At 66.3% G+C, this 23488-nt stretch carries 22 protein-coding genes and 1 pseudogene; 12 read left to right on the top strand and 11 right to left on the bottom strand.

The annotated features are described in order from the left end of the window. Nucleotides 1–238: pseudogene (locus ACFUTU_RS12020) on the top strand (hypothetical protein); the annotation flags it as partial. Nucleotides 239–437: 199 nt separating this feature from the next. On the opposite strand, the gene ACFUTU_RS12015 reads toward ACFUTU_RS12020, so the two are convergent. The 7 genes from ACFUTU_RS12015 to ACFUTU_RS11985 are packed head-to-tail and all read right to left on the bottom strand — an operon-like array spanning nucleotide 438 to nucleotide 7704. Then, the gene (locus ACFUTU_RS12015; protein ID WP_377964473.1) at nucleotides 438–1568 is read right to left on the bottom strand and encodes a Gfo/Idh/MocA family protein; all 1131 of its coding nucleotides are present in this window, start codon (nucleotides 1566–1568) and stop codon (nucleotides 438–440) included. Beyond that, a complete protein-coding gene (locus tag ACFUTU_RS12010) occupies nucleotides 1553–2251 on the bottom strand; it encodes a ThuA domain-containing protein (protein WP_377964471.1) in 699 nt (232 codons plus the stop codon). The genes ACFUTU_RS12015 and ACFUTU_RS12010 overlap by 16 nt, the downstream gene beginning before the upstream one ends. A 47-nt stretch (nucleotides 2252–2298) precedes the next feature. Beyond that, entirely contained in the window at nucleotides 2299–3303 is a 1005-nt protein-coding gene (locus tag ACFUTU_RS12005) for a sugar phosphate isomerase/epimerase family protein (protein ID WP_377964469.1), read from the bottom strand. Between the two features lie 26 nt (nucleotides 3304–3329). Then, the gene (locus ACFUTU_RS12000) at nucleotides 3330–4538 is read right to left on the bottom strand and encodes a Gfo/Idh/MocA family protein (protein WP_377964467.1); all 1209 of its coding nucleotides are present in this window, start codon (nucleotides 4536–4538) and stop codon (nucleotides 3330–3332) included. Between the two features lie 25 nt (nucleotides 4539–4563). Further along, the gene (locus ACFUTU_RS11995; protein ID WP_377964466.1) at nucleotides 4564–5463 is read right to left on the bottom strand and encodes a carbohydrate ABC transporter permease; all 900 of its coding nucleotides are present in this window, start codon (nucleotides 5461–5463) and stop codon (nucleotides 4564–4566) included. A 1-nt stretch (nucleotide 5464) separates the two neighbouring features. Then, nucleotides 5465–6382, bottom strand: a complete 918-nt coding sequence (locus tag ACFUTU_RS11990) for a carbohydrate ABC transporter permease (RefSeq protein ID WP_377964465.1) — start codon at nucleotides 6380–6382, stop codon at nucleotides 5465–5467. Between the two features lie 2 nt (nucleotides 6383–6384). Continuing rightward, entirely contained in the window at nucleotides 6385–7704 is a 1320-nt protein-coding gene (locus ACFUTU_RS11985; RefSeq protein ID WP_377964463.1) for an extracellular solute-binding protein, read from the bottom strand. 257 nt (nucleotides 7705–7961) lie between these two features. Here ACFUTU_RS11985 and ACFUTU_RS11980 point away from each other — a divergent pair, with 257 nt between their 5' ends. From ACFUTU_RS11980 to ACFUTU_RS11960, 5 genes are all read left to right on the top strand, one after another. Continuing rightward, complete coding sequence (locus tag ACFUTU_RS11980; protein WP_377964461.1) at nucleotides 7962–9002, top strand: LacI family DNA-binding transcriptional regulator; 1041 nt, start codon at nucleotides 7962–7964, stop codon at nucleotides 9000–9002. A gap of 119 nt (nucleotides 9003–9121) precedes the next feature. Continuing rightward, nucleotides 9122–10801, top strand: coding sequence for a sensor histidine kinase (locus tag ACFUTU_RS11975; protein ID WP_377964459.1), 1680 nt, complete (start codon nucleotides 9122–9124; stop codon nucleotides 10799–10801). Nucleotides 10802–10819: 18 nt separating this feature from the next. Then, entirely contained in the window at nucleotides 10820–11638 is an 819-nt protein-coding gene (locus tag ACFUTU_RS11970; RefSeq protein ID WP_377964457.1) for an HAD family hydrolase, read from the top strand. Between the two features lie 107 nt (nucleotides 11639–11745). After that, a complete protein-coding gene (locus tag ACFUTU_RS11965) occupies nucleotides 11746–11988 on the top strand; it encodes a hypothetical protein (RefSeq protein WP_377964455.1) in 243 nt (80 codons plus the stop codon). A gap of 23 nt (nucleotides 11989–12011) precedes the next feature. Then, the gene (locus ACFUTU_RS11960; protein ID WP_377964453.1) at nucleotides 12012–12842 is read left to right on the top strand and encodes a glycerophosphodiester phosphodiesterase; all 831 of its coding nucleotides are present in this window, start codon (nucleotides 12012–12014) and stop codon (nucleotides 12840–12842) included. 18 nt (nucleotides 12843–12860) lie between these two features. Here the strand turns inward: ACFUTU_RS11960 and ACFUTU_RS11955 are convergent, their stop codons facing one another. Further along, nucleotides 12861–13358 carry a hypothetical protein gene (locus ACFUTU_RS11955; protein WP_377964451.1) on the bottom strand — a complete coding sequence of 166 codons (498 nt, stop codon included), beginning with the start codon at nucleotides 13356–13358 and terminating at the stop codon, nucleotides 12861–12863. A gap of 118 nt (nucleotides 13359–13476) precedes the next feature. Here ACFUTU_RS11955 and ACFUTU_RS11950 point away from each other — a divergent pair, with 118 nt between their 5' ends. The 3 genes from ACFUTU_RS11950 to ACFUTU_RS11940 all read left to right on the top strand — a co-directional run bounded on the left by ACFUTU_RS11950 (nucleotide 13477) and on the right by ACFUTU_RS11940 (nucleotide 16786). Continuing rightward, nucleotides 13477–13698, top strand: a complete 222-nt coding sequence (locus ACFUTU_RS11950) for a DUF6480 family protein (RefSeq protein ID WP_377964449.1) — start codon at nucleotides 13477–13479, stop codon at nucleotides 13696–13698. A 45-nt stretch (nucleotides 13699–13743) separates the two neighbouring features. After that, nucleotides 13744–15588, top strand: a complete 1845-nt coding sequence (locus ACFUTU_RS11945) for a thiamine pyrophosphate-requiring protein (protein WP_377964447.1) — start codon at nucleotides 13744–13746, stop codon at nucleotides 15586–15588. 73 nt (nucleotides 15589–15661) lie between these two features. Further along, nucleotides 15662–16786 (top strand): glycerate kinase, encoded by a 1125-nt coding sequence (locus tag ACFUTU_RS11940; protein WP_377964445.1) that lies wholly within the window; start codon nucleotides 15662–15664, stop codon nucleotides 16784–16786. A gap of 39 nt (nucleotides 16787–16825) precedes the next feature. On the opposite strand, the gene ACFUTU_RS11935 is transcribed toward ACFUTU_RS11940, so the two are convergent. Then, nucleotides 16826–17323, bottom strand: coding sequence for a DUF6328 family protein (locus tag ACFUTU_RS11935; protein ID WP_377964443.1), 498 nt, complete (start codon nucleotides 17321–17323; stop codon nucleotides 16826–16828). 177 nt (nucleotides 17324–17500) lie between these two features. Between ACFUTU_RS11935 and ACFUTU_RS11930 the strand changes: the two genes are divergently transcribed. Together ACFUTU_RS11930 and ACFUTU_RS11925 are read left to right on the top strand one after the other, a co-directional pair. Continuing rightward, the gene (locus tag ACFUTU_RS11930) at nucleotides 17501–18400 is read left to right on the top strand and encodes an SDR family oxidoreductase (RefSeq protein ID WP_377964441.1); all 900 of its coding nucleotides are present in this window, start codon (nucleotides 17501–17503) and stop codon (nucleotides 18398–18400) included. A 60-nt stretch (nucleotides 18401–18460) separates the two neighbouring features. Continuing rightward, the gene (locus ACFUTU_RS11925) at nucleotides 18461–19009 is read left to right on the top strand and encodes a hypothetical protein (protein WP_377964439.1); all 549 of its coding nucleotides are present in this window, start codon (nucleotides 18461–18463) and stop codon (nucleotides 19007–19009) included. A gap of 37 nt (nucleotides 19010–19046) precedes the next feature. Here the strand turns inward: ACFUTU_RS11925 and ACFUTU_RS11920 are convergent, their stop codons facing one another. Continuing rightward, on the bottom strand, nucleotides 19047–20399 hold the full coding sequence (locus ACFUTU_RS11920) for a uracil-xanthine permease family protein (RefSeq protein WP_377964437.1): 1353 nt from the start codon (nucleotides 20397–20399) through the stop codon (nucleotides 19047–19049). Between the two features lie 282 nt (nucleotides 20400–20681). Here ACFUTU_RS11920 and ACFUTU_RS11915 point away from each other — a divergent pair, with 282 nt between their 5' ends. Next, nucleotides 20682–21287, top strand: coding sequence for a malonic semialdehyde reductase (locus ACFUTU_RS11915; protein ID WP_377964435.1), 606 nt, complete (start codon nucleotides 20682–20684; stop codon nucleotides 21285–21287). A 163-nt stretch (nucleotides 21288–21450) separates the two neighbouring features. Here the strand turns inward: ACFUTU_RS11915 and pgm are convergent, their stop codons facing one another. Continuing rightward, nucleotides 21451–23112, bottom strand: coding sequence for a phosphoglucomutase (alpha-D-glucose-1,6-bisphosphate-dependent) (gene pgm / locus ACFUTU_RS11910; RefSeq protein WP_377964433.1), 1662 nt, complete (start codon nucleotides 23110–23112; stop codon nucleotides 21451–21453). Between the last annotated feature and the right edge of the window lie 376 nt (nucleotides 23113–23488).

Here is a 23488-nt window from a genome sequence, read left to right as displayed (position 1 = left end):
AACCCAACCCAAACCAGGACCGCGGCACACCATCGAAATCACCACCCCCACCGGCCACACCTACCAATCCACCGCACCCCCGCTACCCGGAACAACGCTGACCCGATCCACGATGTCCGGATCTGGGCTGGGAGGATCTGCGCTGGGTGAAAGCGGACCGCCGGGAGCCCGCCCGAAAACGGTCAACGAAGTGGCCAGGGCTCGCCCCATGGCGAGTCAGCCAGCGCGCGGTGAGTAAGCCAACGGTGCGTAAGCCAACAGTGAGTAAGCAACAGTGAGTAAGCCATCAGTGAGTAAGCACCGTGCATTGTGTGCGCCACCGCGCAGTGAGCAGGCTACCGCGCAACGCGGAAGGCGGCGGCGGAAATTCCGCCGCCGCCGAATTGGGCTAATAGGAGCCCGGCGCTTCCAGGGCGCAGCCCTATGAGCTGACCTCCCTATAACCTGACCTCCGCGACCTGCGCTGCCAGGGTCGTCAGTTCCACGGCCGCCGGACGGGCCGCGGTGCTCTGGATCTGCACCGCGGAGCCGCTCTTTGCCGAGGCGAGCACGGACTCCATCACCTCAAGGGCGTGGTAGGCAAGCTGCCCGCCGGCGCGCGGCTCGGAACCCGGGGGAGTGGCGGCGAGGTCGGCGATCCCGAAGCCCCGGCCGGAATCCACGTACCCGGCCGAGACCGGGAGCGTCTGCCATTCCTCGGCGCCCAGCGCGAAGAGCTGCACGTCGCCGTCGAAATGGTTGGGATCCGGGACCGCCAGCGATCCTCGCTCACCGTGGATTTCGATGTTCGGCGACTTGGACTTCACGGCGTCGAAGCTCATGAAGAGCGTCGACAAGGCCCCCGACGCGTGCACCAGCACCCCGGTGACGTGGGAATCGATGTTCACCGGCACCGTCTCGCCCGCGCGAGGCCCGGATCCAATGGTGCGTTCGCTACGGGTATGGCTTGCCGCTCCCATGACCGACACCACCGGGCCGAGGAGCGTGACCAGCGCGCTGACATAGTACGGCCCCATGTCCAGCAGGGGCCCGCCGCCGGGCTGGTAGTAGAAGTCCGGATTCGGGTGCCAGCGTTCGTGGCCCGGCGTCACCATGGTGGCCGTAGCGCTGATCGGCGTGCCGATCAGGCCGTCGTCGATCGCCTTGCGGGCCGTCTGGATCCCGGTCCCGAGTACAGTGTCCGGCGCGCAGCCGACCACGACGCCCGCCTCGCGGGCCGCCTCCAGGACCTGGCGGGCCTCGGCAGTCGTCGCCGCCAGCGGCTTCTCCCCATAGACGCTCTTCCCGGCGGCAATAGCTTTCAGGGCAACCTCGGCGTGTGCCGCGGGGACGGTCAGGTTCAGCACGAGGTCCACGTCGTCCGCGGCCAGGAGCCCATCAACTGACAGGGCACGGACGCCGTCGTAGTCGTCCGCAACGGCCTGGGCGCGCGCGGGATCAAGATCCGCCACGGCCACCAGCTCGATCTGGTCCAGCTTGCGGAAGTTCGTGAGGTACTGGGCGATGATGGCGCCGCAGCCAATGATGCCAACCTTCAACGGTCCAGCGGTTTCTACCGGCTTGCCCACAGCAGGCCCCTTTCGATGATGGTGCGGACGTTCGTGTCCTGGAGGATGTCGACGTGGTGGCCGGGGGTGGCCACGAAAATCCGGCCCTTGCCCCACTGGCGCGTCCAGATGGCCGGGGAGGTGACTTCGCGGTGCCACGGGTCCCACTCGCGTACCTTCTGGGTGGTGGTGGCGAGGACGTCGATATAGTCGTCGGCCAGGACCCAGTACTGCTCCGTGACCAGGTCAAAGTCGCCGATGCCCTCGGTGATTGGATGATCCGCGGCCTCCGGCAGCATGTTGACGGTGTAGGGGACGTAGTTGTCCGACTGCTCCCCGATGCACTCGTCGGGATGCTTGCCGGGGTGGCAGGCGAACTGGCCGCCGATCAGGTGCAGGTAGTCAGAGTTGTTGCGGTACGAGTCGGCAATGCCGCCGTGCCATCCCGCAAGGCCGGTGCCATTTTCGACGGCGGCACGCAGTCCCGCGAACTCGTCCTTTTCGATGGTGGTCATGGTCATGCACTGCATGATGAGGTCGACGCCGGCCATGTAACCGGCATCAGCATAAACTTTGGGCGATTCCTCAACCCTGACGTCGTAGCCGTTGTCTTTCAGGTGGGGAATGAAAAGTTCGGTGGCCTCAAACGGCTGATGGCCGTCCCAGCCGCCCCGCACCACCAGGGCGGATTTAGGTTCTGTCATGTCTGGAGTTCCTTTTGGTTGCAGCCGATGGCTGGTTGAAGTGGGGTTCAGCGGGTGGCGAAGGCAGCGTCGAAGGCTGCGGCCGGCGGCGCAATCTCCGCAAGGTCTTTGACCAGGGCGAGCGCCTGCGGTGCTCCGGTCAGCCGGTCCATGCCGGCGTCTTCCCATTCGATGCTGGTGGGGCCGGTGTAGCCGATCGCGTTCAGCGTGCGGAAAATCCGGTTCCATTGCACGTCACCGTGGCCCGCCGTGACGAAGTCCCAGCCGCGGCGGGGGTCTGCCCAGGCAAGATGCGAGCCGAGCCTGCCGTTGCGGCCGTCGAGCTGGCGGACGGACTCCTTCACGTGGACGTGCAGGATATGTTCGGCGAAGTCCTGCAGGAACATGACCGGGTCAAGGTCCTGCCAGATGAAGTGGGACGGGTCGAAGTTCAGGCCGAAGCCCGGCCTGCGCCCGATGGCTTCGAGGGTCCTCTTGGTGGTCCAGTAGTCGTACGCGATCTCCGATGGGTGCACTTCGAGGGCGAACCGGACCCCCACTTCATCGAAGACGTCGATAATCGGGTTCCAGCGGTCGGCGAAGTCCCGGTACCCGGCGTCGATCATCGCCTCTGAAGCAGGCGGGAACATGGCCACGGCCTTCCAGATCGAGGAGCCGGTAAACCCGGTCACGGTCTTGACGCCGAGCCGTGCCGCGGCACGGGCGGTATCCATCATGGACTGCGCCGCCCGGGCACGCACGCCCTCGGGATCTCCGTCGCCCCAGATTTCCGGGGTGAGAATGCCCTGGTGCCGCTCGTCTATCGGGTCATCACACACGGCCTGGCCGGTGAGGTGGTTGGCGATGGCGAAGACCTGCAGGTTGTTCTTTTCCAGGATGTCCAGCCGGCCCTGGACGTAGGAGTCGTCCTCGGCGGCCCGGCGGGGATCCAGGTGGTCGCCCCAGCAGGCGATCTCCAGGCCGTCAAAGCCCCACTCGCCGGCGAGCCTGGCCACCTCCTCAAACGGCAGGTCGGCCCACTGGCCGGTGAACAGGGTAATGGGTCGTGTCATTGGGGTTCCTTCTGCGCTCACGGTTCTCAGACTTTTTGCCATTGGCTGGCGTTGGCTGCGCTGGCCTCCACCGCGGCCAGCACGCGCTGGACCTGCAGGGCGTCCGCAAACGACGGCTCCGGCTGTGTGCCCTGCGCGATCGCGGTGACCAGGTCCACTACCTGGTGGGTGAAGCCATGTTCGTAACCCAGGCCATGGCCGGTGGGCCACCAGTTGCCCACATAGGGGTGCTCCGGCTCGGTGACGAAGATCCGGCGGAAGCCGGCGTGCGGGGACTCGGCGGCATCGTAAAAGGAGAGGGCGTTCATGTCCTCGAAATCGAAGGCGAGGGACGCTTTGGTGCCGTTCAGTTCCAGCCGCATCGCGTTCTTCCGTCCCAGCGCGTAGCGTGTTGCCTCAAAGACGCCGACGGCGCCGGCACCGGCAGTGCCGCCGTCGGACTTTGCGTCTTCAAAGCGGGCGCTGAAGATGGCCGCGTCATCCACGGTGACAGCCCCGCGCGGGGCATCCTTGCCGACGTCGCCGTGACCGCCCAGCCCCACCAGGTCCCCGGCGAGGGGACGCTCCGGGACGAATGTCTCCAGCAGCGCTGAAACGCCGCTGATCTTTAGTCCGGTGATCCACTGGGCCGCGTCGATGCTGTGGGCACCGATGTCCCCGAGGGATCCGGACCCTGACTTGCTCCGGTCCAGCCGCCACGTCATGGGGGCGTTCTCGTCGGACAGCCAGTCCTGCAGGTACTGCGCCCGCACATGGCGGATGGTGCCGAGCCGGCCCTCGTCCACCATCCGCTTTGCCAGGGTCAGTGCAGGGGTCCGGCGGTAGCTGAAGCCGCACATCGCGAGCACACCGCGCTTGGCGGCCGCTTCCGCCACAACGGTCATGCGCTCCGCGTCCTCGACCGAGTTGGCCAGCGGCTTTTCACACAGGACGTGCTTGCCGGCCTCCAGCGCGGCGATGGCGATTTCGGTGTGCGTGTCACCGGGTGTGCAGATGTCGATCAGGTCGATGTCGTCACGCTCGATCAGGCGGCGCCAGTCCGTCTCGGTTGAGTCCCAGCCGAGTTTGGCAGCTGCCGCCCTGACGCCGTCGGCATTCCTGCCGGCGACGGCGGTGAGCTGCGGCTGCAGGGGCAGGTCGAAGAAGCGCGGGGCCGTGCGCCAGGCATGGGAGTGCGCGGCGCCCATGAAGGCGTAACCCACCATGCCCACGCGCAGGGGCTTACGGTCAGTCATTGGTTTGGTCCTTTCATTCCCCGGCTCACTTGCTGAAGCCGGCAGTCAGGCCGCTGAGCAGCTGACGGCGGGCCATGACATAGAGCACCAGCAGCGGCAGCGTGGCCAAGACCACGGAAGCCAGCACAGCAGGGATGTTGGATGTGAATTCGTCCTGGAACGTCCACAGGGACAGCGGGAGCACGCGGGTGGAAGGGCTCTGCGTCAGGATGAGCGGGAAGAGGAAGCCGTTCCACACGTGCAGGGCGTTGTATATCCCGACCGTTACCACCGCCGGGCGCATGAGGGGCAGCGCGAGCCGCCACATCATGGTCCAGTCGCTGCATCCGTCCAGCCGCATCGATTCGAACAGCTCATTGGGGACATCCCGCATGAAGTTGGACAGGATCAGAACCGAGACAGGTATGGCGAAGGCGATGGAAGGCAGGATCAGCGCCAGGAGGGTGTCGTAGAGGTGGGCCCGGGTGATCATCCAGTAGATCGGGATGATCGTGGCGTGCAGCGGGATGGCGAGGCCAAGCAGGAACAGCTTATTGGTGGAGTTCACAAACCAGCCGCTGCCCCGAACAATCGCGTACGCCGCCATAAAGGACACCAGCAGGGCGGGAATCACACTGCCGATGGTGACGATCAGGCTGTTGGCGAAATATTTGGCGAAGTCTTTCTCCAGGACAAGCTTGTAGTTGTCCAGCGTCGGCTCCGTTGGCGGCATCATCGGGTTGGTGGTGAAGAAGCCCGCCTGGTCCTTCAGGCTGGTGATGATGACGTAGTAGACGGGCAGGATGATTACGGCGAGCCAGATCCACCCACCGAATGCACCGAGGAGATTGGGACGGCGCCCGGCGCCCTTGTTGCCTGACGGTGCAGGCTGCCGCCGGGTGGCCGGGGCCGCGGGTGGAACCGCGAGCTGAGTGGTTGAGGCCATGTCAGGCTCCTTCGAGTTGGCTTGCGCTGCGGCTGCGTCCGCCGAGCCGCTGCAGGAGGAGGGCCAGGACCAGGCCGATCACCACCAGGATGACCCCCAGAGCGCTGGCGGCGCCCATGTCGTTGGCCTTGAAGCCGGTGAGGTACATGTGCAGGGGAAGCAGGCGCGTCGAATAGCCCGGGCCCCCGGCCGTCAGGACGAAGACCAGGTCGAAGTAGGCCAGGGAGCCTACCACCATGAGGGTGGAGGACGTGATCATGGTGTACTTCAGCTGCGGCAGCGTGACGTGGAAGAACTGCTTGATCCGGCCTGCCCCATCGATCTGCGCTGCCTCGTACAGTGAGGCGGGAATCTGGCGGACACCGCCCTGGTAGATCAGGGTGTGGAAGGGAACGAACTGCCAGGCGATGACGAAGACCACCACGAACAGCACCAGGTCCGAATTGCCGAGCCAGTCCTGAGCCAGGGCGGGGATGCCCAGCCCGGGTCCCATTCCGAAGTTGGGGTCCAGGAGGGCCTTGAACGCGATCGCAACAGCTGCCGACGAGAGCAGCAGCGGCAAGAAGTACAGCACCGCAAGGGCCGCCCGGTACTTCTGTGCCCCCGAGGTGAAGACACCCAGCAGCAGGCTGATGGGCGCCTGGACGATGAACGAGAAGACGATGATCTTTGCGGTGACCACCAACGCGTTGCCGGTCACCGGATCGGTAAGGACGGACGCCCAGCTGCCGAGGCCCTCAAGCCTGATTTCGCCCAGGCCGTCCCAGCTGGTGAAGCTGAGCAGGAGAACACCGGCCAGCGGGATAGCGGCGAAGGCCAGGAAGAAAACGAGGGCCGGTACGGCGAGCCATCCCGACGGACCCTTGCGCAGGGGCTGCCTGCCCGGGGTCCGCCGGGAGGGGCTTGTAATCGAAGCCACGGCTACTTCGCCACCGTCGCGTTCATGGTGTCCACGAACTGCTGCGGGGTGATCTTTTTCAGGAAGATCTGGTCCAGGTTGGAGAGCATCGCATCACCCTGGGCGGGGCTCAGTGCCTGGTCCCAGGACATGGTGAAGGTGGGTGCGTTCTTGGCCATGCCATAGGCGAAGGTCAGGAAGTCCTTGTCCGGGGATGCCTCGAGCTTGGACTCGATGCCCTTGATCACCGGCACAGCGCCGGAATCGATCAGGTCCTGGGTGTTCTTTTCAGTGAACATGCCGTCCTTGATGTAGTTCAGCGCGGCTTCCTTCTGGGAATCGGTGGCCTTGGAGGACACCGACCAGAAGTTGGACGGGTTGCCCACAACGTTGGCCGGGTCACCCTTGCCGCCGGATACGGACGGGAACGAGGTGAAGCCGAGCTTGCCGCTGCTTACAAAGTTCCCGGCGTCCTTCTTCATGCCCTGGTAAATCCAGCCGCCCTGAAGGATCATGGCGGCCTTGCCGGTGTACAGCAGGGCCTGGTCGGCGCTGCTGTCGGCGGCGATCGAGGAGAAGCCGTTGACGAACCCACCGGCGTCAACCAGTTCCTGGATCTTGGTCAGGGCCTCCGTAACGGCCGGATCGGACCAGGCGTTGGGCTTGTTTGCAGCGATGTTTGCGAACACTTCGGGACCGCCAATGCGCTCCACCAGGTACTCAAGCCACATGAGGTTCGGCCACTTGGACTGGCCCGCCAGCGAAAACGGGGCAATGCCTGCGGCCTTGAACTTCGGCACCAGTGCCATCAGCTCATCCCAGGTCCTGGGCGGCTGCGCACTCACCTTGTCGAATACCTCCTTGTTGTAATAGAGGATTACCGGCTGGGCGTTGTTGTTGGGGATGGCGTAAGCCTTGCCGTCGATCTCGCCGTTCTTCAGCACGGCCGGCAGGTACCGGTCCTTCACCTCCGGATTCTTCTCCAGGAAGCCGGTGAGATCCTCAACCTGCCCGGCATCGACATAGGACTTCAGCACGCCGCCGCCCCAGCCGTAGATGAAGGTCGGACCCTGTCCGGCACCAACCGCGGTGCGGACCTTGGTCTTGTAGGCGTCGTTCGCGAAGAACTCGACCTTGATGCTCTGGTCACTGTGCGCGCTGTTCCAGTCGTCGACGGAATTCTGCAGGGGCACCTGGTTGCCGCCGGTGAGTCCCCACATGGAAGCGGAGTCTGAACTGACGGAGCTGCCGGACGGGCCGCTCGAGCCGCAGGCGGCGAGGGAAAGGGCAAGGGCACCGGCAGTAAGAGCTGTACCTGCGGTCTGCAGTCTGCGAAATTTCATTAGTCTTCCGTTCATCCTTCGGGGGCGTCATTGGCTCCCAGGCGTGAAACCCCGTCTCCGCTGGGAGGGGGAACAAATTGAAGTCCGCTTTCTCGAAACTTTTCGATAAGCGTTCGATACGAAGCAAAGGTACTAGTGATCGACGTCACGGTCAAGGGTGGCCTTTGGGGTAACGAAGTTGCTGATTACGGGTACCAGTTGACGTTTCGTGGGTGCTGCGCGAGACTTTTCACGGCGAAAAACTTTCGAAAGGCGGAATGGGTTTGTCCCTCTCGACACCAAAGAAAACCACGCTGGCGGCGATCGCCAGGCTGACGGGAGTCTCGACGCCGACCGTTTCCAAGGTCGTAAACGGCCGTGAAGACGTAGCGGAAGAAACCCGGGCGAAAGTGCTGGCTGCGCTCGTGGACGCGGGCTATCAGTCGCCCATGCAGCGCCGCACTGTCACCCCCGAGCCATCAATCGTGGAAGTTTCCTTTGACGCCTTCACGCCGGCCTACTCCACGGCTGTCCTCAACGGGATTCTCGAATACGCGGCATCTGTCGGGGTGGAAGTGCTGATGAGCACCGCGAGCAGCGGGGCACTTCCGGGCCTGAGCCCCGAAAAGCGCGCGGAACGGATGGTGGCCCACGGCAGGGTAGGGCTGATCCTCGTGACCTCTGACTTCAGTGAAGCGCAACTGACAGCCCTCCGGCGGCGGAACATCCCGGTGGCGGTAGTGGACCCGCTGAATCCTCCGCCGCCGGACGTCGTCAGTGTTGGGGCCACCAATTGGGCCGGCGGCAGGGCCGCCGCTGAACACCTGCTCAAGCTCGGGCACAGGGACATCGCCTATCTGGGCGGGCATGAGACAGCCGAGTGCAACCAGGCCCGGCTGCACGGTTACATGTCCGCCCTGGCCTCCCATGGGGTGCAGGTCAACCCGGAGTACATCATCCACGGAAAATTCCGGACCAATCACGGCATCGAGGGACTTCGGCGGCTGATTGCCCTGCCAAAACGGCCAACGGCGATCTTCGCGGGGAGCGATAGCGTCGCCGTCGGGGTACTGCGGGAAGCCCGCCACCACGGCATCCGCGTCCCCGAGGACCTCAGCCTGGTGGGCTTTGACGGAACCACGCTGGCGGAGGATGCCGTTCCTTCCCTGACCTCGGTTTCCCAGCCGCTGCACGAAATGGGAAGGGCGGCCCTGCGGGCGGTTTTAAGCCAGGCACGGGGAGAAGATCTGGACTCCAACCGCGTGGAACTTGCCACGCAACTGGTGGTGCGGGAGTCCACTGCGCCCCTGAGTAACTAGCGGCCGCGTAAAAATTGGCCTATCGCGTGCCGGTTTCCGCCCTGCGCGCTAGGCTATTGACCATCGTCCTTCAAGCAGCCGGAGGAGCTTATTCCGTGCTGCTCTGGGGGGAGAGACCGATGGATTACGCAACTGTGGCGGATGACCGGCCCGACCAAGGTACGGACGGCAATCCCGGCCCGCAGCTGACCGACAGGATCGACGCATACATGCGCTGCCTTGGGGAGCGCGGCCGCGTCATAGCCCGTCAGCTGCCGCTGTCCGTCACCGTCCTGCTGGTGGTGGTTGCGGCCTGGGCCTTTTACCCCGAAACCCTCGCCGATGAACGCTTCCGGCTCGCCTTGTTGGCCCACATCGCGCTCTTTGTCCTCAGCATCGCCGTTCCCTGGGGCCGGCTTCGCCCAGGAGCATACGCATTGCTTCCGGTGCTCGACTGCGTGGCTATAGGCTTCACACGGGAGGCCGGCGGCCCCAACTTCAATTTCCTGAGCCTTCTGCTGGTGTTTCCGGTGATCTGGCTTTCCGTTGACAGCCGCCCGGTTTGTGTGGTCCTGGCTGTGGCTGCAACAATCCTCAGCGTTATCCTTCCGGTGGCAGCGTCAGGCGGCCCGCCCACACAAGGGTCGATGCTCCGGACGATCTTTCTGCCCCTTGTCATGGCGGCCATCGCGGTCACTGCTCACATAGTGGCGGGCCGGCTTCGCCGGCAACACCGCATTCTGCTAAAAAAGGACGCAACCCTGGCCGAGACGGCTGCCGAAAGCGTCCGCCAGCAACGGCTGCTGGATGCCGTTCTTTCCACCGTCAATGTGGCCGTTCAGGTCGTGGACCAGGATGGAGAGGACGTGCTGACCAACAAGGCCATGCAGACGGACCCGGCACTGTCCCGCCGGGAGGCTGGGGCCAGCAGGCCGCGGCTTTTCGAAGCGGACCGCACCACTTGCCTGCCACCGCACCGCTTCCCGGTAGCGCGGGCTGCGGCCGGCGAGACGTTCACGGACGAACTCTTTTGGGCCGGTGAAGGCGAGGACATGCGCGCCTACTCCGTCACTGCCCGCACCATGGGTTCCGGCAACGGCGAGCGCCGCGGTGCGGTGATCACGTTCGCCGACGTCACGGCGCTGATCCAGGCCCTGTCGGCCAAGGACAACTTCGTGGCAACGGTCTCCCACGAGCTCCGCACCCCGCTGACGTCCATCCTGGGCTACCTCGAACTGGTCCTCGACGAGCCCGGCCACGAGGACGTCGAAGCGGAACTGAAGATCGTGCAGCGGAACGCGCACCACCTGCTGGGCCTTGTGAACGACCTGATCGCTGTTGCGTCCGAAAGGATCGAGCTGGCTCTGCAGGAGGCGGATGTGGCCGGCCTGCTGGCCGGCGTCGTGGCCACCTCGCAGCCAAAGGCAGCCGGCAGCGGCGTGGAACTCGTCCTCGACGTCGAACGGCCCCTGACCGCCCGCGTTGATCCCGGGCGGATCAGGCAGGTGTTCGGCAACCTGGTGTCCAATGCGATCAAGTTCTCGCCGGACGGCGGGACGGTCATTGCCCGCGCCCACCGGGCGGACAGCCACGTTGTCTGTTCCATCGCGGATACCGGCATCGGGATGGACGGCCAGGAGCAGGAGCAGGCATTCACTAAATTCTTCCGGGCCGCCCGGTCCCGTGAAACGGCCATTCCCGGCGCCGGCCTTGGCCTGCCCATCAGCAAGACCATCGTCGAGGGCCACGGAGGTTCCATCACCCTGGACAGTTCCCCGGGCCAGGGGACCACGGTCACGGTGAGCCTCCCCGTCTCGTAGCCCACGTAAACTGGCACCATGCGGTTGGTAGCGAGTGACATAGACGGAACGATCCTGGGGCACGACGGAAAAATCAGTGACCGCACCGTCCGTGCCTTCCACGCCTGCCGGAGTGCCGGCGTCGAACTCGTCTTTGTCACCGGCCGCCCGCCGCGCTGGCTGCACCCGCTCGAGGAGCAGCTCGGCCACACGGGCACCGTGATTTGTTCCAACGGCGCCGTGGTGTGGGACCTCGAAGAGGACAAGGTTGTCTCGGCCCAGACCATGGCCATTGACGACATCTTCGAAATCCGCCGCATCATCAAGAAACTTCGCCCCACAGCCCTCTTCGCCGCCGAGACCCTCACCGGCTTCCACCTGGAGCCCGGTTTCATCGAAAACGGCTCCAGCGAGCTGTTGTCCGAATTCACCCCCGCCCCGCTGGACTCGACGCTCACTGCGGAGGACGCCGTCGTCAAGTTCCTTGCCATAGTCCGGAAGGGCACCGCCGACGAGTTCCTCGCGCAGGTGGGCCCCGCCGTCGGGAACCTTGCCTCCGTCACGCACTCGGCGCCCACCGTCGCCATGCTGGAGCTTGCCGTGCCGGGAATCAACAAGGCAGTCACCCTGGCCGAGTACGCTGCATCTTTGGGTATCGACGCGGCTGACGTTGTGGCGTTCGGCGACATGCCGAACGATATCGAGATGCTCCGCTGGGCGGGCCAGGGCTACGCGATGGCCAGCGGCCACCCGGAAGCCATCCGGGCAGCGGGGCAGCAGGCGCCGCATTTTGACGACGACGGCGTGGCCCAGATTCTCGAGGAAAGGCTCGCAGCGCTGGGCCTCCAGCTGCCGTAAACCGGCCGTCGCCGGCCTGCCACCGAACTCCCGGCTGGCGGTCAACTTGCGTTCATGTGAGCACCCTAGGGTGTGGCGTGTTGGATGAGTGACCGATAGGGGACGTCGTGGCCAGGAAAAAGACCAGTATCGCCGCCGAGGCCCCGTTGCGCCCGGCAGAGCCGTCCCCGCACTGGTCTGCGCTGCGCGAGGGGGACAGGGTCACCGTCCGGCTGTCGCCGGGGTTTGAAACAGGTGGCCGCGTTTCGGCCGTCATGCCGGACCGTACCGCGGTGTGGGTGGATCTCGACGGCGGCCGCGGCCGCACCCTGCTGCACTGCAGTGACGGTGTGGACATCCTGCCGGCCTGAAGGCGCTCCGTTAAGCTTCGAAGGTGACCGGACGCCTCCCATACTTCTCCGCCGCCGAACCACCTTCCGGCCCTCCCGCCGGGCCGGGCCGTCCGCTGGCCATGGCGCACCGCGGATTTTCACTGGCGGGCCTGGAAAACTCGCTGGCGGCGTTCCGCGCCGCCGTCGATCTTGGCTTTTCCCACCTGGAGACGGACGTCCACACCACCTCCGACGGCGAGCTGCTCCTCTTCCACGACCGCACCCTGGACCGGATTACCGACGGCCACGGCAGGATCCACGACCTCACCGCGGACGAGGTAAGGCGGGTAGGGATCCGGGGAACGGAGCCCGTGCCCACCTTCGATGAACTTGTGACAGCGTTTCCGGCCGCGCGGTTCAACCTCGACGTCAAGGACTGGCGCTCCGTGCCCAGCGTCGTGGCGGCGATCGAGCGCCACCAGGTGCATGACCGGGTGCTGATTGCCAGTTTCTCCGACGGCCGCCGCCGCGCGGTCCTGAAGCAGCTCAGCCGGAGGACCGCCTCGTCGGCGGGGACCCTGTGCAACGCCCTCTTCCTGGTCCTGGGACCTTTGCTGTGCGTCCGCGGACTGGAGTCGCCGGTGCGGGCCGTGCTGCAGCGGGCGCTGCGCGACGTTGACGCCCTGCAGGTGCCGGTCCGCTACCGGGCGATTCCCGTTGTCACGCCGGCCTTTGTGCACCGCGCGCATTCGCTGGGCCTGTACGTGCACGTCTGGACCATCAACGACCCCGCCGAGATGCACCGGCTGCTCGACCTCGGCGTGGACGGGATCGTCTCGGATCGCGCCGACCTGCTGAAGGAAGTCCTGCAGGCCCGCGGGCAGTGGGATTAACCGGCAGGGGGACTAACGCTAGCCGCGGCCCAGGCCCGTGCCTGGATCCTGATCCCCCTCGGAAGGGTCGGCGCGCAGTTCGTCCGGGTCCGGATCGGGAAGCCCGGCCGGGCCGGGTACCCCGCGTGCCGCATCGGGCGCATCCGTGGCGCCGGCCACCCCTATGCCGCCGGACGTCGCCGGGCCGGCTGCGTCATCCGTGCCTGGTTGTTCTGTACCTGGTTGTTCTGTGCCTGATTGTTCTGGGCCCCGCTGCCCGGTGGTGCCGGCGGTGCCTTGGCCGCCGCTCGCCTCCGTGCCTGGGCCCTGCGGTGTGTAGGTCGTGTGGACGCCCGCCCGCGGGCCGGCCTCACCGTCCCTGGCGTTGGAACCTTCGCTGATGGAGGAATGGACCTGGATGTCGTCGTCCTTTGAGCCAGGTTCGGGCACATGGGCGTCGTCGGTCGGCTCGGACGTCCGTGCCAGGTCCTCCATAGCGTTTTCAGCTGCTTTACCAATGCTGTCGCCGATTCCCATCAGTTTGCTCCTTCGATACGTTCCGGCGGGGCCGGACTCTGCGGCATCTGACTGTTCCAGAATTATCAGCATGCTTACAATTAGTCCAGTGTTGCCGGAACTAAGGAGGACCACGACCATGAGCACATACCATCCCGAAAACGACCCCGCCAACCCGGACCGGGACGCCGCCAAGACCGGCCAATCCGGCAGCGGCGACCGCGCGGATTCAGCTGCCACGCCCAACCCCGATCCATTGAACGGCAACGTCACCGGCCTCGAGCCCGGCGGGGGAGTGCCCCCCGGTGAGACGCCGCCGGCGGAGGACCAGATGAGCGGCGACCAGGGGCACGGCGAGTAGGCGGGACGGCCTTCAGAACAGGACAACCGTCAGAAGGAGTGTGGAATGGCTGACCGACTGGTGGCCGATGTAATGGTGGAGCGCCTCAAGGCATGGGGCGTCAACAGGGTCTTCGGCTACAGCGGGGACGGCATCAACGGCTTCATGGGCGCGCTCCGCCGCAACGGCGGGGGCGGCAACGGGGGCGGCAGCAACGGCGTCGAATTCGTCCAGGCCCGGCATGAGGAGACGGCGGCCTTCATGGCTGTGGGCCACGCCAAGTACACCGGGCAGGTGGGTGTGGTGACGTCCACCCAGGGGCCCGGTGCGGTGCATCTCCTCAACGGCCTCTATGACGCCAAGCTGGACAGCGTCCCGGTGGTGGCCATCATTGGCCAGCAGAGCCGCAGCGTGCTGGGATCCGCATACATGCAGGAAATCGACCTGCTCACACTCTTCAAGGACGTGGCGGCGCAGTTCGCGCAGATGGTCAGCACCCCGGAACAGCTGCCAATGGTGCTGGACCGCGCATTCCGAACCGCTCTGGAGACCCGGACCCCGTGCGTCGTGATCGTGCCGCACGATGTGCAGAGCGCCCCGGCCCCCGAGCTGGGGCAGCAGCACGGCATTGTGGTCACCGCGCCGGAATGGCAACCCGCCAGGGTGCTGCCCCATGACGACGACCTGGCCAGGGCCGCCGAGGTGCTGCGGGCCGGCAGCAAAGTGGCGTTCCTGGTGGGGCAGGGCGCGAAGAACGCCCAGGCCGAGGTGGTCGCCCTGGCGGAACACCTGAACGCCGGCATCACCACCAGCCTGCTGGGTAAGCCGTACATGGATGAGTCGCTGCCGTTCGCCGCGGGCACCATGGGGCATCTCGGTTCCACGGCAAGCGCCCACCTGATGGGGAGCTGCGACACCCTCCTGATCATCGGCTCCAACGACCCCTGGACCGAGTTCTATCCGGAGCCCGGCACTGCCCGCGCCGTCCAGGTGGACATCGATGGCCGGAAGGTCGGCAACAGGTACCCCGTTGAAGTGGGTCTCGTGGGCGATGCCGCGGAGACCCTTCGCCGGCTGGCGGAGCGGCTCAAAGATACAGGCGGTCAGCCAGGCGAGCGGCCGCAGCCTGAAGCCCGCAAGCAGTGGCGGGCGGAGGTGGAGGAACAGGTCCGCAGCTGGCGCTCCCTGTCCGAGGAGCGGTCCCGCGTTCCCGCCCATCCCGTCAACCCGGAGCTCGTGGTCCGGGAGCTCAGCAGCCGCCTGCCGCACAACGCCCAGGTGAGTATCGACGTCGGGAGTTGCGTTTACTGGTACGCCCGCCAGCTGGCGCTTCCGCCGGGAGTGCCGGCGCACCTTTCGGGGACGCTCGCCAGCATGGGCTGCTCGGTTCCGTACGGGATCGCGGCCAAGCTGGCCCGGCCCGGCCGGCCGGTGGTGGCGCTGGCCGGCGACGGTGCCATGCAGATGACGGGCATCGCGGAGCTGGTCACCGTGGCGCACCGCTGGCGGCAGTGGGAGGACCCGCGCTTCGTGGTGTGCGTGTTCAACAACCGTGACCTGGCCGAGGTCACGTGGGAGCAACGGGAAAATGAGGCCGAGCCGATGTTCCCGGCCAGCCAGGAGATCCCGGACTTCCCGTACGCTGGATACGCGGAGCTGCTGGGGCTGACGGGCATCCGGGTGGACTCCCCGGAGCAGCTGGCCGGCGCCTGGGACCGGGCGCTCGCCGCCGAACGCCCGGTTGTAATCGAGGTTCTGACCGATCCGGATGTGCCCCTCCTGGCACCGTTCCCGGCGGGGGCGGAAAAACTGGACGGCATGCGCTCCGCGCTGGCCGCTGAGGGCGGATCCGGCGAGGGTGCGTCGGCTTTGCTGGCGACGTACGCAGGACAGGAGGACGCCCGCAGCTGACCGGCTGCATTGTGTGACTTCCATTACGCGCCCGGCAATCGCATTCCGGAGGCGAAATGGCAGGATAGGGGGCATGCGTATCCTCATCGCCCCTGACAAGTTCAAGGGATCACTCACCGCCGTCGAAGCCGCCGCCGCCATCGCCGAGGGTGCACTCCGCGTCTACCCGGACGCCGTCACCACCCAGTTCCCGGTGGCCGACGGCGGCGAGGGAACCCTCGAAGCCGCCGTTGCCGCCGGTTACGAGGAGCGGATCAACGCCGTAGTTGGTCCCATCCTGGCCCCGATCGGCGCCGCCTGGGCGCTCCACAAGGACGCCTCCGGCGCCACAACCGCCGTCATCGAAACTGCACAGGCCTCCGGCCTGGCCCACATGGAGCCCACGCCGGAGAACTCCCTGCGCGCGCACAGCTACGGCTGCGGCCAGCTCATCGCCGCCGCGCTGGACGCCGGAGCCACCGAAATCGTGCTGGGTGTCGGCGGGTCAGCCATGACCGACGCCGGCAGCGGCGCCCTGCGCGCGCTGGGCCTGAAGCCGCTCGACGCTGCCGGGAACGTGGTGCCGCTGGGCGGCGGCTCGCTGGCCGACGTCGTAACCCTGGACGTCTCCGGGCTGGACCCGCGGCTGTCCGCCGTGCGGTTCCGGATCGCCTGCGATGTGCAGAGCCCCCTCTACGGCACCACCGGTGCCGCGCACGTCTTTGGCCGCCAGAAGGGCGCCGACGACGACGCCATCGAAAAGCTCGACGCCGGCCTGCGCAACTGGGCGTCCCTCCTCCGCGAGGCAACGGGCCGGGATGTCAACGTTCCGGGCGCCGGCGCGGCCGGCGGCTTCCCGGCGTCGTTCCTGGCCTTTACCGAAGCCACGCTGGAAGGCGGCTTCGCGCTGGTTGCAGGGCTGACCGGACTGCCCGAGCGCCTTGCCGACGCCGATCTGGTGATCACGGGCGAGGGGTCCATGGACTCCCAGTCACTCACCGGAAAGGCGCCAATCGCGCTCGCGGAGGCGGCACGGGAGCGCGGCATTCCCGTGGTTGCGGTGGCCGGGCGGATCCTCGTCACGGCTGAGGAACTGGCGGAACACGGCGTGGTGGCCGCGGCGCAGCTTCTGGACGTGGCGCCGAGCCCGCAGGACGCCATCTCCGACGCCGGCAAGTACCTCACGTGGGCCACCCGCCAGGTGCTGGAAGGGGCCTAGGGGCCGGAAGTGGACTGGAGAAGGAGGGAGGCTGACGCGTCAGTCTCCCTCCTTTTTGGCCCTCCGGTGCAGGTGCACGGGCACGTAGGCCAAAAGGATGGCCAGCACGGCGAGCAGTACGCCCCCGGCGATCAGGCCCACCTGCCGCCCGGCGGTCACGTCGAACACCAGGGCGGCGGTTCCCACACTGAGGGCGGCCACCCCGCCGAGGGCGATCTTGGTGATGTTGTCCGCGCTCGCCACGAGGGTTGCCTTGAGCCGTTTCCGGAACAGCCGGCGGTGGACGCTGACCGGCAGGAGAATGAAGGCGGTGGTGAGCGCGGCGAGGGCCACGTTCACGAGATAGAGGATGACCTGGAAGTCGTCAAGGGTCTCAAAACGCTGCTGGAACGGGAGTGTCAAAAGGAAACCGGCAAGGATCTGGACGCCGGTCTGCAGGACCCGCAACTCCTGGATCAGCTCCATCCAGTTCCGGTCGAGCTGCTCCTCCCGGGTCTCGTTCCTGCCGCTGCCAGCCGGTGCGTCCGGATCGCTCATGAACCCTCCTCTGTCTGGCCCACGGCGGGCGGGCTTGCCTCAAACCTAGGCTCAAGTCGAACCTAATACAACAAATGCTAAGTTTGCTGACTAACTTTGTATCAGGTGGTGGACTTGCTCCTCAAACCTGCGTTAGGTTCGAACAACCGGCAGCCCGACAACGTGAGCAGGTGAAGAATGACCGACCCAGCCAAGCAGTCTGACCAGCCCGGTGATCCCCGGGGAACGTACCATTCAGGGCCCTTTCCAAAGCAGGAGCAGAAACAGCCCGGCCTGACCGCACCCATGGATCCGCAGCCGGACCACGGCGAGCTGAGCTATGAGGGCAGCGGTGCGCTGGAGGGCAAGGCCGCGCTCATCACGGGCGGTGACTCCGGCATCGGCAAGGCGGTGGCCATCGCCTTCGCACGTGAAGGGGCCGACGTCGCCATCTCCTACCTCCCCGAGGAGGAGGACGACGCCCAGGACACTGCCGAATGGATCCGCAAGACCGGCCGGCGGGCACTGCTCCTCGCCGGCGACGGCAGGAACGAGGACTTCAGCACGTCGATTGTGCAGGACGCCGTCGCCGAGTTCGGCCGGCTCGACGTGGTGGTGCTGAACGCGGCCTACCAGAAGAACCGTGACAGCCTGGAATCGCTGCCCACCGAGGAATTCGACCGCGTCTTCAAGACCAACCTGTACTCGCTGCTGTGGACGGCCCGGGCGGCGGTGCCGCACCTGGGCGCGGGTGCCTCGATCATCACCACGGCATCCATCCAGGCCTTCAACCCGTCCCCCGGGCTCATCGACTACGCCATGACCAAGGCGGCCCAGGTGGCCTTCACCAAGGCCCTGGCCCAGGAGCTCGGCCCCAAGGGGATCCGCGTCAACGCCGTGGCGCCCGGGCCCATCTGGACGCCGCTCATCCCCGCCACCGAGTGGCCGGACAAGCTGCCCAAGTTCGGCCAGGACACCCCGCTGCAGCGGGCCGGCCAGCCCGCAGAGCTGGCTCCGGCGTACGTCCTGCTGGCGTCCGATGCCGGCTCATACATGTCCGGGGCGGTGGTTCCCGTCACCGGCGGCAAGGGTCTCTAAATTTTTCGCGGCCACAATCAATTCCCAGCCAAGCAATTCCCCACCAAGCAGGAGGAACAGATGAGCCAGGACAACCAGCACGCAGCCCCCGAAGAGGAAGTTGGAGGCTACGGCACCCCCACCGCGGAACAGGAAGCCGGCGGCCAGCAGTTTGCCCAGCCCCGCGAAGAGGAGGACTTCGATGCCGCGGGCCTGAACCAGAACAGCCCCGAGGGGGAGACCTTCCAGACCGGCACGCCCAACCTCAGCCACTTCGCTGAGGAGGACCAGGACAGCTCGGGCGAACCCGGTGCCGGACGCTTTGGCGGCACGGACGACCAGCTGCACGCGGAGAGCGAGAGCAGCGTGGCCGGCTTCGATCCGGTCCCCGGTGAGTCGCCGCTGCCGCGTGACCCTGACGCGTCACCCGGAGCGGGCGCCGAGGACGGGGGCACCGCCGTGCCGTCGGCGGACGCTGAAATCGACGAGGGCAATGCTGATGACTCCGGTTCCGGGCAGTTCTCCTCGGAGCCGGAGCAGGAGGCTGCCGGCATTCCGGATGGCAGCGGGAACGACCTGCCGCAGGAAAAGTCGCCCAACGACGAGGACGAAACGTTCGACGCCGGCTAAAGGCAGCGGGACCCTTCGGAGGCAGCCCGGGAAGCAGCTAGCGCTTCTTGGGCTGCCTCTTCGCTGCGGCGTTGATGGCTGCCTTCGCGGCGGGCGGGAGGCCCTGTTGCTCGGTCTCGGGTTCGGCGGCGGTGCCGCGTGCCTTCGCGATGGCCTTCATGCCGTGGTAGATCACCAGGGCCGCGGCTGAACCGAGCGCGATGCCCGTGAACTTCAGGTCCCCTACGACCCAGGTGTAATCAGCGATGCCGATGATGAGGGACACCGCGGCCGTGGTCAGGTTCACCGGGTTGGAGAAGTTGACCTTGTTCTGGACCCAGATCTTGACGCCGAGGATGCCGATCATGCCGTACAGCATGGTGGCGGCGCCGCCCAGCACGCCGGGCGGAACGGTGGCGATCAGTTCACCGAACTTCGGCGAGAAGCTCAGCAGGATGGCGAAGGTGCCGGCCACCCAGTAGGCAGCCGTGGAGTAGACCTTGGTGGCGGCCATGACGCCGATGTTCTCCGCATAGGTGGTGGTGCCGGAGCCGCCGCCGAAGCCGGCGAGCACCGTGGCGGCACCATCGGCCATCAGCGCACGGCCGGAAACCCCGTCAAGGTTCATCCCGGTCATGGCGGACACCGACTTCACATGGCCGATGTTCTCCGCCACGAGGACCAGGACGACCGGAACGAACAGGCCCACCACACCGAGGTGGAACTCCGGGGTCTGGAAGTGCGGGAGGCCCACCCAGGCGGCGGCGTCCATCTTGGCGTAGTTCACTTCGCCGCGCATCATGGCGACCAAGTAGCCCACCACCACGCCCACCAGGATGCTGAGGCGGCCGAGGATCCCGCGGAACAGGACGCCCACCACGATGATGGTGGCCAGTGTGACAAGTGCCGTTACGGGGGCGGCATCGAAGTTGTTCTTGGCCGCCGGAGCGAGGTTGAGGCCGATCAGGGCGACGATGGCGCCGGTGACAATCGGGGGCATCAGCCGGTTAATCCAGCCGGCCCCGAACTTCTGCACGATCGCGCCGATCACCGCGAGCCCGGCCCCGGCGAGCACTACCCCGCCCAGCGCGCCGGGGATGCCGAACTGCTGCTGGGATGCCGTGATGGGCGCGATAAACGCGAAGCTCGAGCCAAGGTAGCTGGGAACGCGGCCCTGGGTGATCACAAGGAACAGCAGCGTGCCGATGCCGGAGAAGAAGAGGGTGGTGGCCGGCGGCATGCCAGTGATGATCGGCACCAGGAAGGTGGCGCCAAACATGGCCACAACGTGCTGCATCCCGACGCCGATGGTCAGCGGCCACGCGAGCCGTTCGCCGGGAGCCACCACCTCGCCCGGACGGACGGCCTTGCCGTTGCCGTGCAGCTTCCATTTGATTCCGAGCATGCTCATTGGCGGGGCCTTTCGGAGGGAAGTGTGCCCGCTCGCCGGGCTGGATCTTCAGGAGCAAGAATACCCCGCCGGACGCGGGCGCGAGAGAGCTTTCGAGCAGCACTCCGCGCGGTAAAACAGCAGCGTGCGCCATCGGGGAAGGGGCCCGCGGTGTGTTAAACGTCACGCCGGCTAATTGGCCGTTCCGGGAAGAGCGCGCCAGTGGATGCCGTTGGACCTAACGAATGCAACCAGTACTGCCCGACGCCGCACAGCGGGGCCGGCCGAGCGAAAGGGGCGCGAATGACCATCGCCCATGAAGAAGCAGTGATCGATTCCGCCGCCGTGGACGCCATCTTTGCCGAGGCCCGTACCGCCAACGCCTTCACCGGTGAGGTCAGCGAGCAGCAGGCGCGCGCCATCTACGAACTGACCAAGTTCGGTCCGACGGCCTTCAACTCCCAGCCGCTGCGCGTCACCTATGTGCGCTCCGAGGAGGCCCGCGCCAAGCTCGTGGCTGCGCTGTCCTCGGGCAACCGGGCCAAGACCGCGTCCGCACCTCTGGTGGCGATCCTCAGCTACGACACCGCGTGGCACGAGCAATGGGACAACTTCCTGCCCGGCTACAACGCCCCCAAGGCGATGTACGACGCCTCCCCGGACCTGGCAACGTCCACCGGCAACAACAACGCGCACCTGCAGGCCGGCTACTTCATCCTGGCCGTGCGCTCGCTCGGCTTCGCGGCAGGCCCGATGACCGGCGCGGACTTCTCCGTCATCGACGCGGAATTCTTCCCGGCCGGGGACCAGAAGAGCTTCCTGGTGGTGAACATCGGCCAGCCCGGCCCGGAGGCCTGGGGCGATGCGAAGCCCAAGTTCGCCTACGAAGACGTGGTCCGCACCGTCTAGTTGCAAGTCCCCGGACACGGAATGCCTCCGGCAATATGGGGGACATTCCGGAGGCATTCTGGACAGTATTTCTGCAGTTCAGAACTGCAAGGCATGCATCCGGGCCACTTCCAATATTAGTCCTGTTTGGACAGGTTTAGCCGGTCATTCTCCCCGGCAGCGCCTAGGAAATGACCCCGTCCACCAGGGCCTTCGCTTCGGCCTGGACCTGTTGGAGGTGGTCGGCACCCTTGAAGGATTCGGCGTAGATCTTGTAGACGTCCTCGGTGCCCGACGGGCGGGCCGCGAACCACGCGTTCTCGGTGACCACCTTCAGCCCGCCGATCGAGGCGCCGTTGCCCGGAGCCTTGGTCAGCTTCGCGGTGATGGTCTCGCCGGCCAGCTCAGTGGCGGTGACATCCTCCGGGGACAGCTTGCCGAGGGCAGCCTTCTGGTCCCGGGTGGCGGCGGCGTCGATGCGCGCATAGACCGGGGCCCCGAACTGGTCTGTCAGCCCCTTGTAAAGCTGGGACGGCGACTTGCCGGTGACGGCGGTAATCTCCGAGGCCAGCAGCGCCAGCAGGATGCCGTCCTTGTCCGTGGTCCAGACGCTGCCGTCCCGTTTGTTGAACGAGGCGCCGGCCGATTCCTCGCCGCCGAAGGCACCTTCGCCCGAGAGCAGGCCCGGGACGAACCACTTGAAGCCCACGGGCACCTCCACGAGCTTGCGGCCCAGGCCGCCCGCCACGCGGTCAATGATGGAAGATGACACGAGGGTCTTGCCCACGACGGAGTTCGGGTTCCAGCCGCTGCGGTTGCGGTAGAGGTAGTCGATGGCCACCGCGAGGTAGTGGTTGGGGTTCATCAGGCCGCCGTCGGGGGTGACGATGCCGTGCCGGTCGGCGTCGGCGTCATTCCCGGTGGCGACGTCGTAGGCGGCGGACCCGTCGGCACCAACAGCCATACGGTTGATGAGGGATGCCATGGCCGAGGGGGAGGAGCAGTCCATCCGGATCTTCTCGTCCCAGTCGAGGGTCATGAAGGCCCACTGCGGGTCCACCGTGGGGTTCACCACCGTGAGGTTCAGCTGGTGGCGTTCGCCGATCTCGCCCCAGTAGTCCACGGATGCCCCGCCCATGGGGTCCGCGCCGATCCGGACCCCGGCGTCGCGGATGGCGTCCAGGTTCAGGACGGAGGGCAGGTCGTCCACGTAGCTGCTTAGGAAATCGAACTTCCCGGTGGTTTCGGTCTCGAGGGCCTGTGCCAGCGGAATCCGCTTCACGCCGCGGAGCCCGTTCTCCAGAAGCTCGTTGGCGCGGTTGGCGATCCAGCCTGTCGCGTCGGTGTCGGCGGGTCCGCCGTGCGGGGGGTTGTACTTGAATCCGCCGTCGGCAGGCGGGTTGTGGCTGGGCGTAACAACAATGCCGTCAGCCTGCGGGGCCCCGGCCGGGGCGTTGCGGTTGTAGGTAAGGATGGCGTGGCTGAGGGCCGGGGTGGGGGTGTAGCCATGCCGCGCGTCGATCAGGACCTTCACGCCGTTGGCGGCCAGCACCTCAAGGGCAGAGTTCTGCGCCGGCTCGCTCAGTCCGTGGGTGTCCTTGGCCAGGAACAGCGGGCCGGTGATGCCCTGTCCTGCGCGGTATTCCACAATCGCCTGCGTGATCGCCAGGATGTGCGCCTCATTGAAGGACGCCTTCAGGCTTGACCCGCGGTGCCCGGAGGTTCCGAATGCCACGCGCTGGCCGGGATCCCCCAGGTCAGGCTTGACGTCGTAGTACGCGTCGAGCAGTGCGGTCAGGTCGACAAGGTCTTGGGGTTGGGCAACTGTGCCCGCTCGGCTAGCCATGGCACCAGCATGCCAGACGACGGCAAAGGGCAACATCGAGTGTCCGGAATCCGGCCCCTGTGACGCAGAATGTCACGAATTTTGCCGGACTACTTGCTTTTAGCGGGCACAAAAACTGAGTAGTGCCGCAAAAGTACTTATATACCCGCCACCGGGGCGGCTGTTACGTTCAAACCGCAGGAACTCCCGGTGCCAGTTACGACGCCGGGCGTCCGGACCAGCGGAAACGTCCCGGAAGCCTGTGGCTGAATTTTGGCCGCGCAGTCCTGCGGCAGGAAATTCGGTCCGATTGGACCCGGTAATTCTGCCGGTCGTTTCGGCGCCGGTTCATTTACCGCCCGGTGATTTGGGCCGGTTGAATCAGGCCGGATTTTTG

The organism is Arthrobacter sp. NPDC057388 (assembly GCF_042668165.1).
In the GTDB taxonomy this organism is placed as follows: domain Bacteria; phylum Actinomycetota; class Actinomycetes; order Actinomycetales; family Micrococcaceae; genus Arthrobacter.
The sequence above is the reverse complement of the archived record's forward strand: the minus strand, read 5'-3'. Positions and strand labels throughout refer to the sequence as shown.

Coding starts and splice junctions, on each gene's coding strand:
- ACFUTU_RS11985 (WP_377964463.1), bottom strand. CDS start 7,704: ATGAAATTTCGCAGACTGCAGACCGCAGGTACAGCTCTTACTGCCGGT.
- ACFUTU_RS11975 (WP_377964459.1), top strand. CDS start 9,122: ATGGATTACGCAACTGTGGCGGATGACCGGCCCGACCAAGGTACGGAC.
- ACFUTU_RS11925 (WP_377964439.1), top strand. CDS start 18,461: ATGAGCCAGGACAACCAGCACGCAGCCCCCGAAGAGGAAGTTGGAGGC.
- ACFUTU_RS12000 (WP_377964467.1), bottom strand. CDS start 4,538: ATGACTGACCGTAAGCCCCTGCGCGTGGGCATGGTGGGTTACGCCTTC.
- ACFUTU_RS11995 (WP_377964466.1), bottom strand. CDS start 5,463: ATGGCCTCAACCACTCAGCTCGCGGTTCCACCCGCGGCCCCGGCCACC.
- ACFUTU_RS11955 (WP_377964451.1), bottom strand. CDS start 13,358: ATGGGAATCGGCGACAGCATTGGTAAAGCAGCTGAAAACGCTATGGAG.
- ACFUTU_RS11935 (WP_377964443.1), bottom strand. CDS start 17,323: ATGAGCGATCCGGACGCACCGGCTGGCAGCGGCAGGAACGAGACCCGG.
- ACFUTU_RS11915 (WP_377964435.1), top strand. CDS start 20,682: ATGACCATCGCCCATGAAGAAGCAGTGATCGATTCCGCCGCCGTGGAC.
- ACFUTU_RS11930 (WP_377964441.1), top strand. CDS start 17,501: ATGACCGACCCAGCCAAGCAGTCTGACCAGCCCGGTGATCCCCGGGGA.
- ACFUTU_RS11945 (WP_377964447.1), top strand. CDS start 13,744: ATGGCTGACCGACTGGTGGCCGATGTAATGGTGGAGCGCCTCAAGGCA.
- ACFUTU_RS11950 (WP_377964449.1), top strand. CDS start 13,477: ATGAGCACATACCATCCCGAAAACGACCCCGCCAACCCGGACCGGGAC.
- ACFUTU_RS11980 (WP_377964461.1), top strand. CDS start 7,962: ATGGGTTTGTCCCTCTCGACACCAAAGAAAACCACGCTGGCGGCGATC.
- pgm (WP_377964433.1), bottom strand. CDS start 23,112: ATGGCTAGCCGAGCGGGCACAGTTGCCCAACCCCAAGACCTTGTCGAC.
- ACFUTU_RS12010 (WP_377964471.1), bottom strand. CDS start 2,251: ATGACAGAACCTAAATCCGCCCTGGTGGTGCGGGGCGGCTGGGACGGC.
- ACFUTU_RS11970 (WP_377964457.1), top strand. CDS start 10,820: ATGCGGTTGGTAGCGAGTGACATAGACGGAACGATCCTGGGGCACGAC.
- ACFUTU_RS11940 (WP_377964445.1), top strand. CDS start 15,662: ATGCGTATCCTCATCGCCCCTGACAAGTTCAAGGGATCACTCACCGCC.
- ACFUTU_RS11920 (WP_377964437.1), bottom strand. CDS start 20,399: ATGAGCATGCTCGGAATCAAATGGAAGCTGCACGGCAACGGCAAGGCC.
- ACFUTU_RS12005 (WP_377964469.1), bottom strand. CDS start 3,303: ATGACACGACCCATTACCCTGTTCACCGGCCAGTGGGCCGACCTGCCG.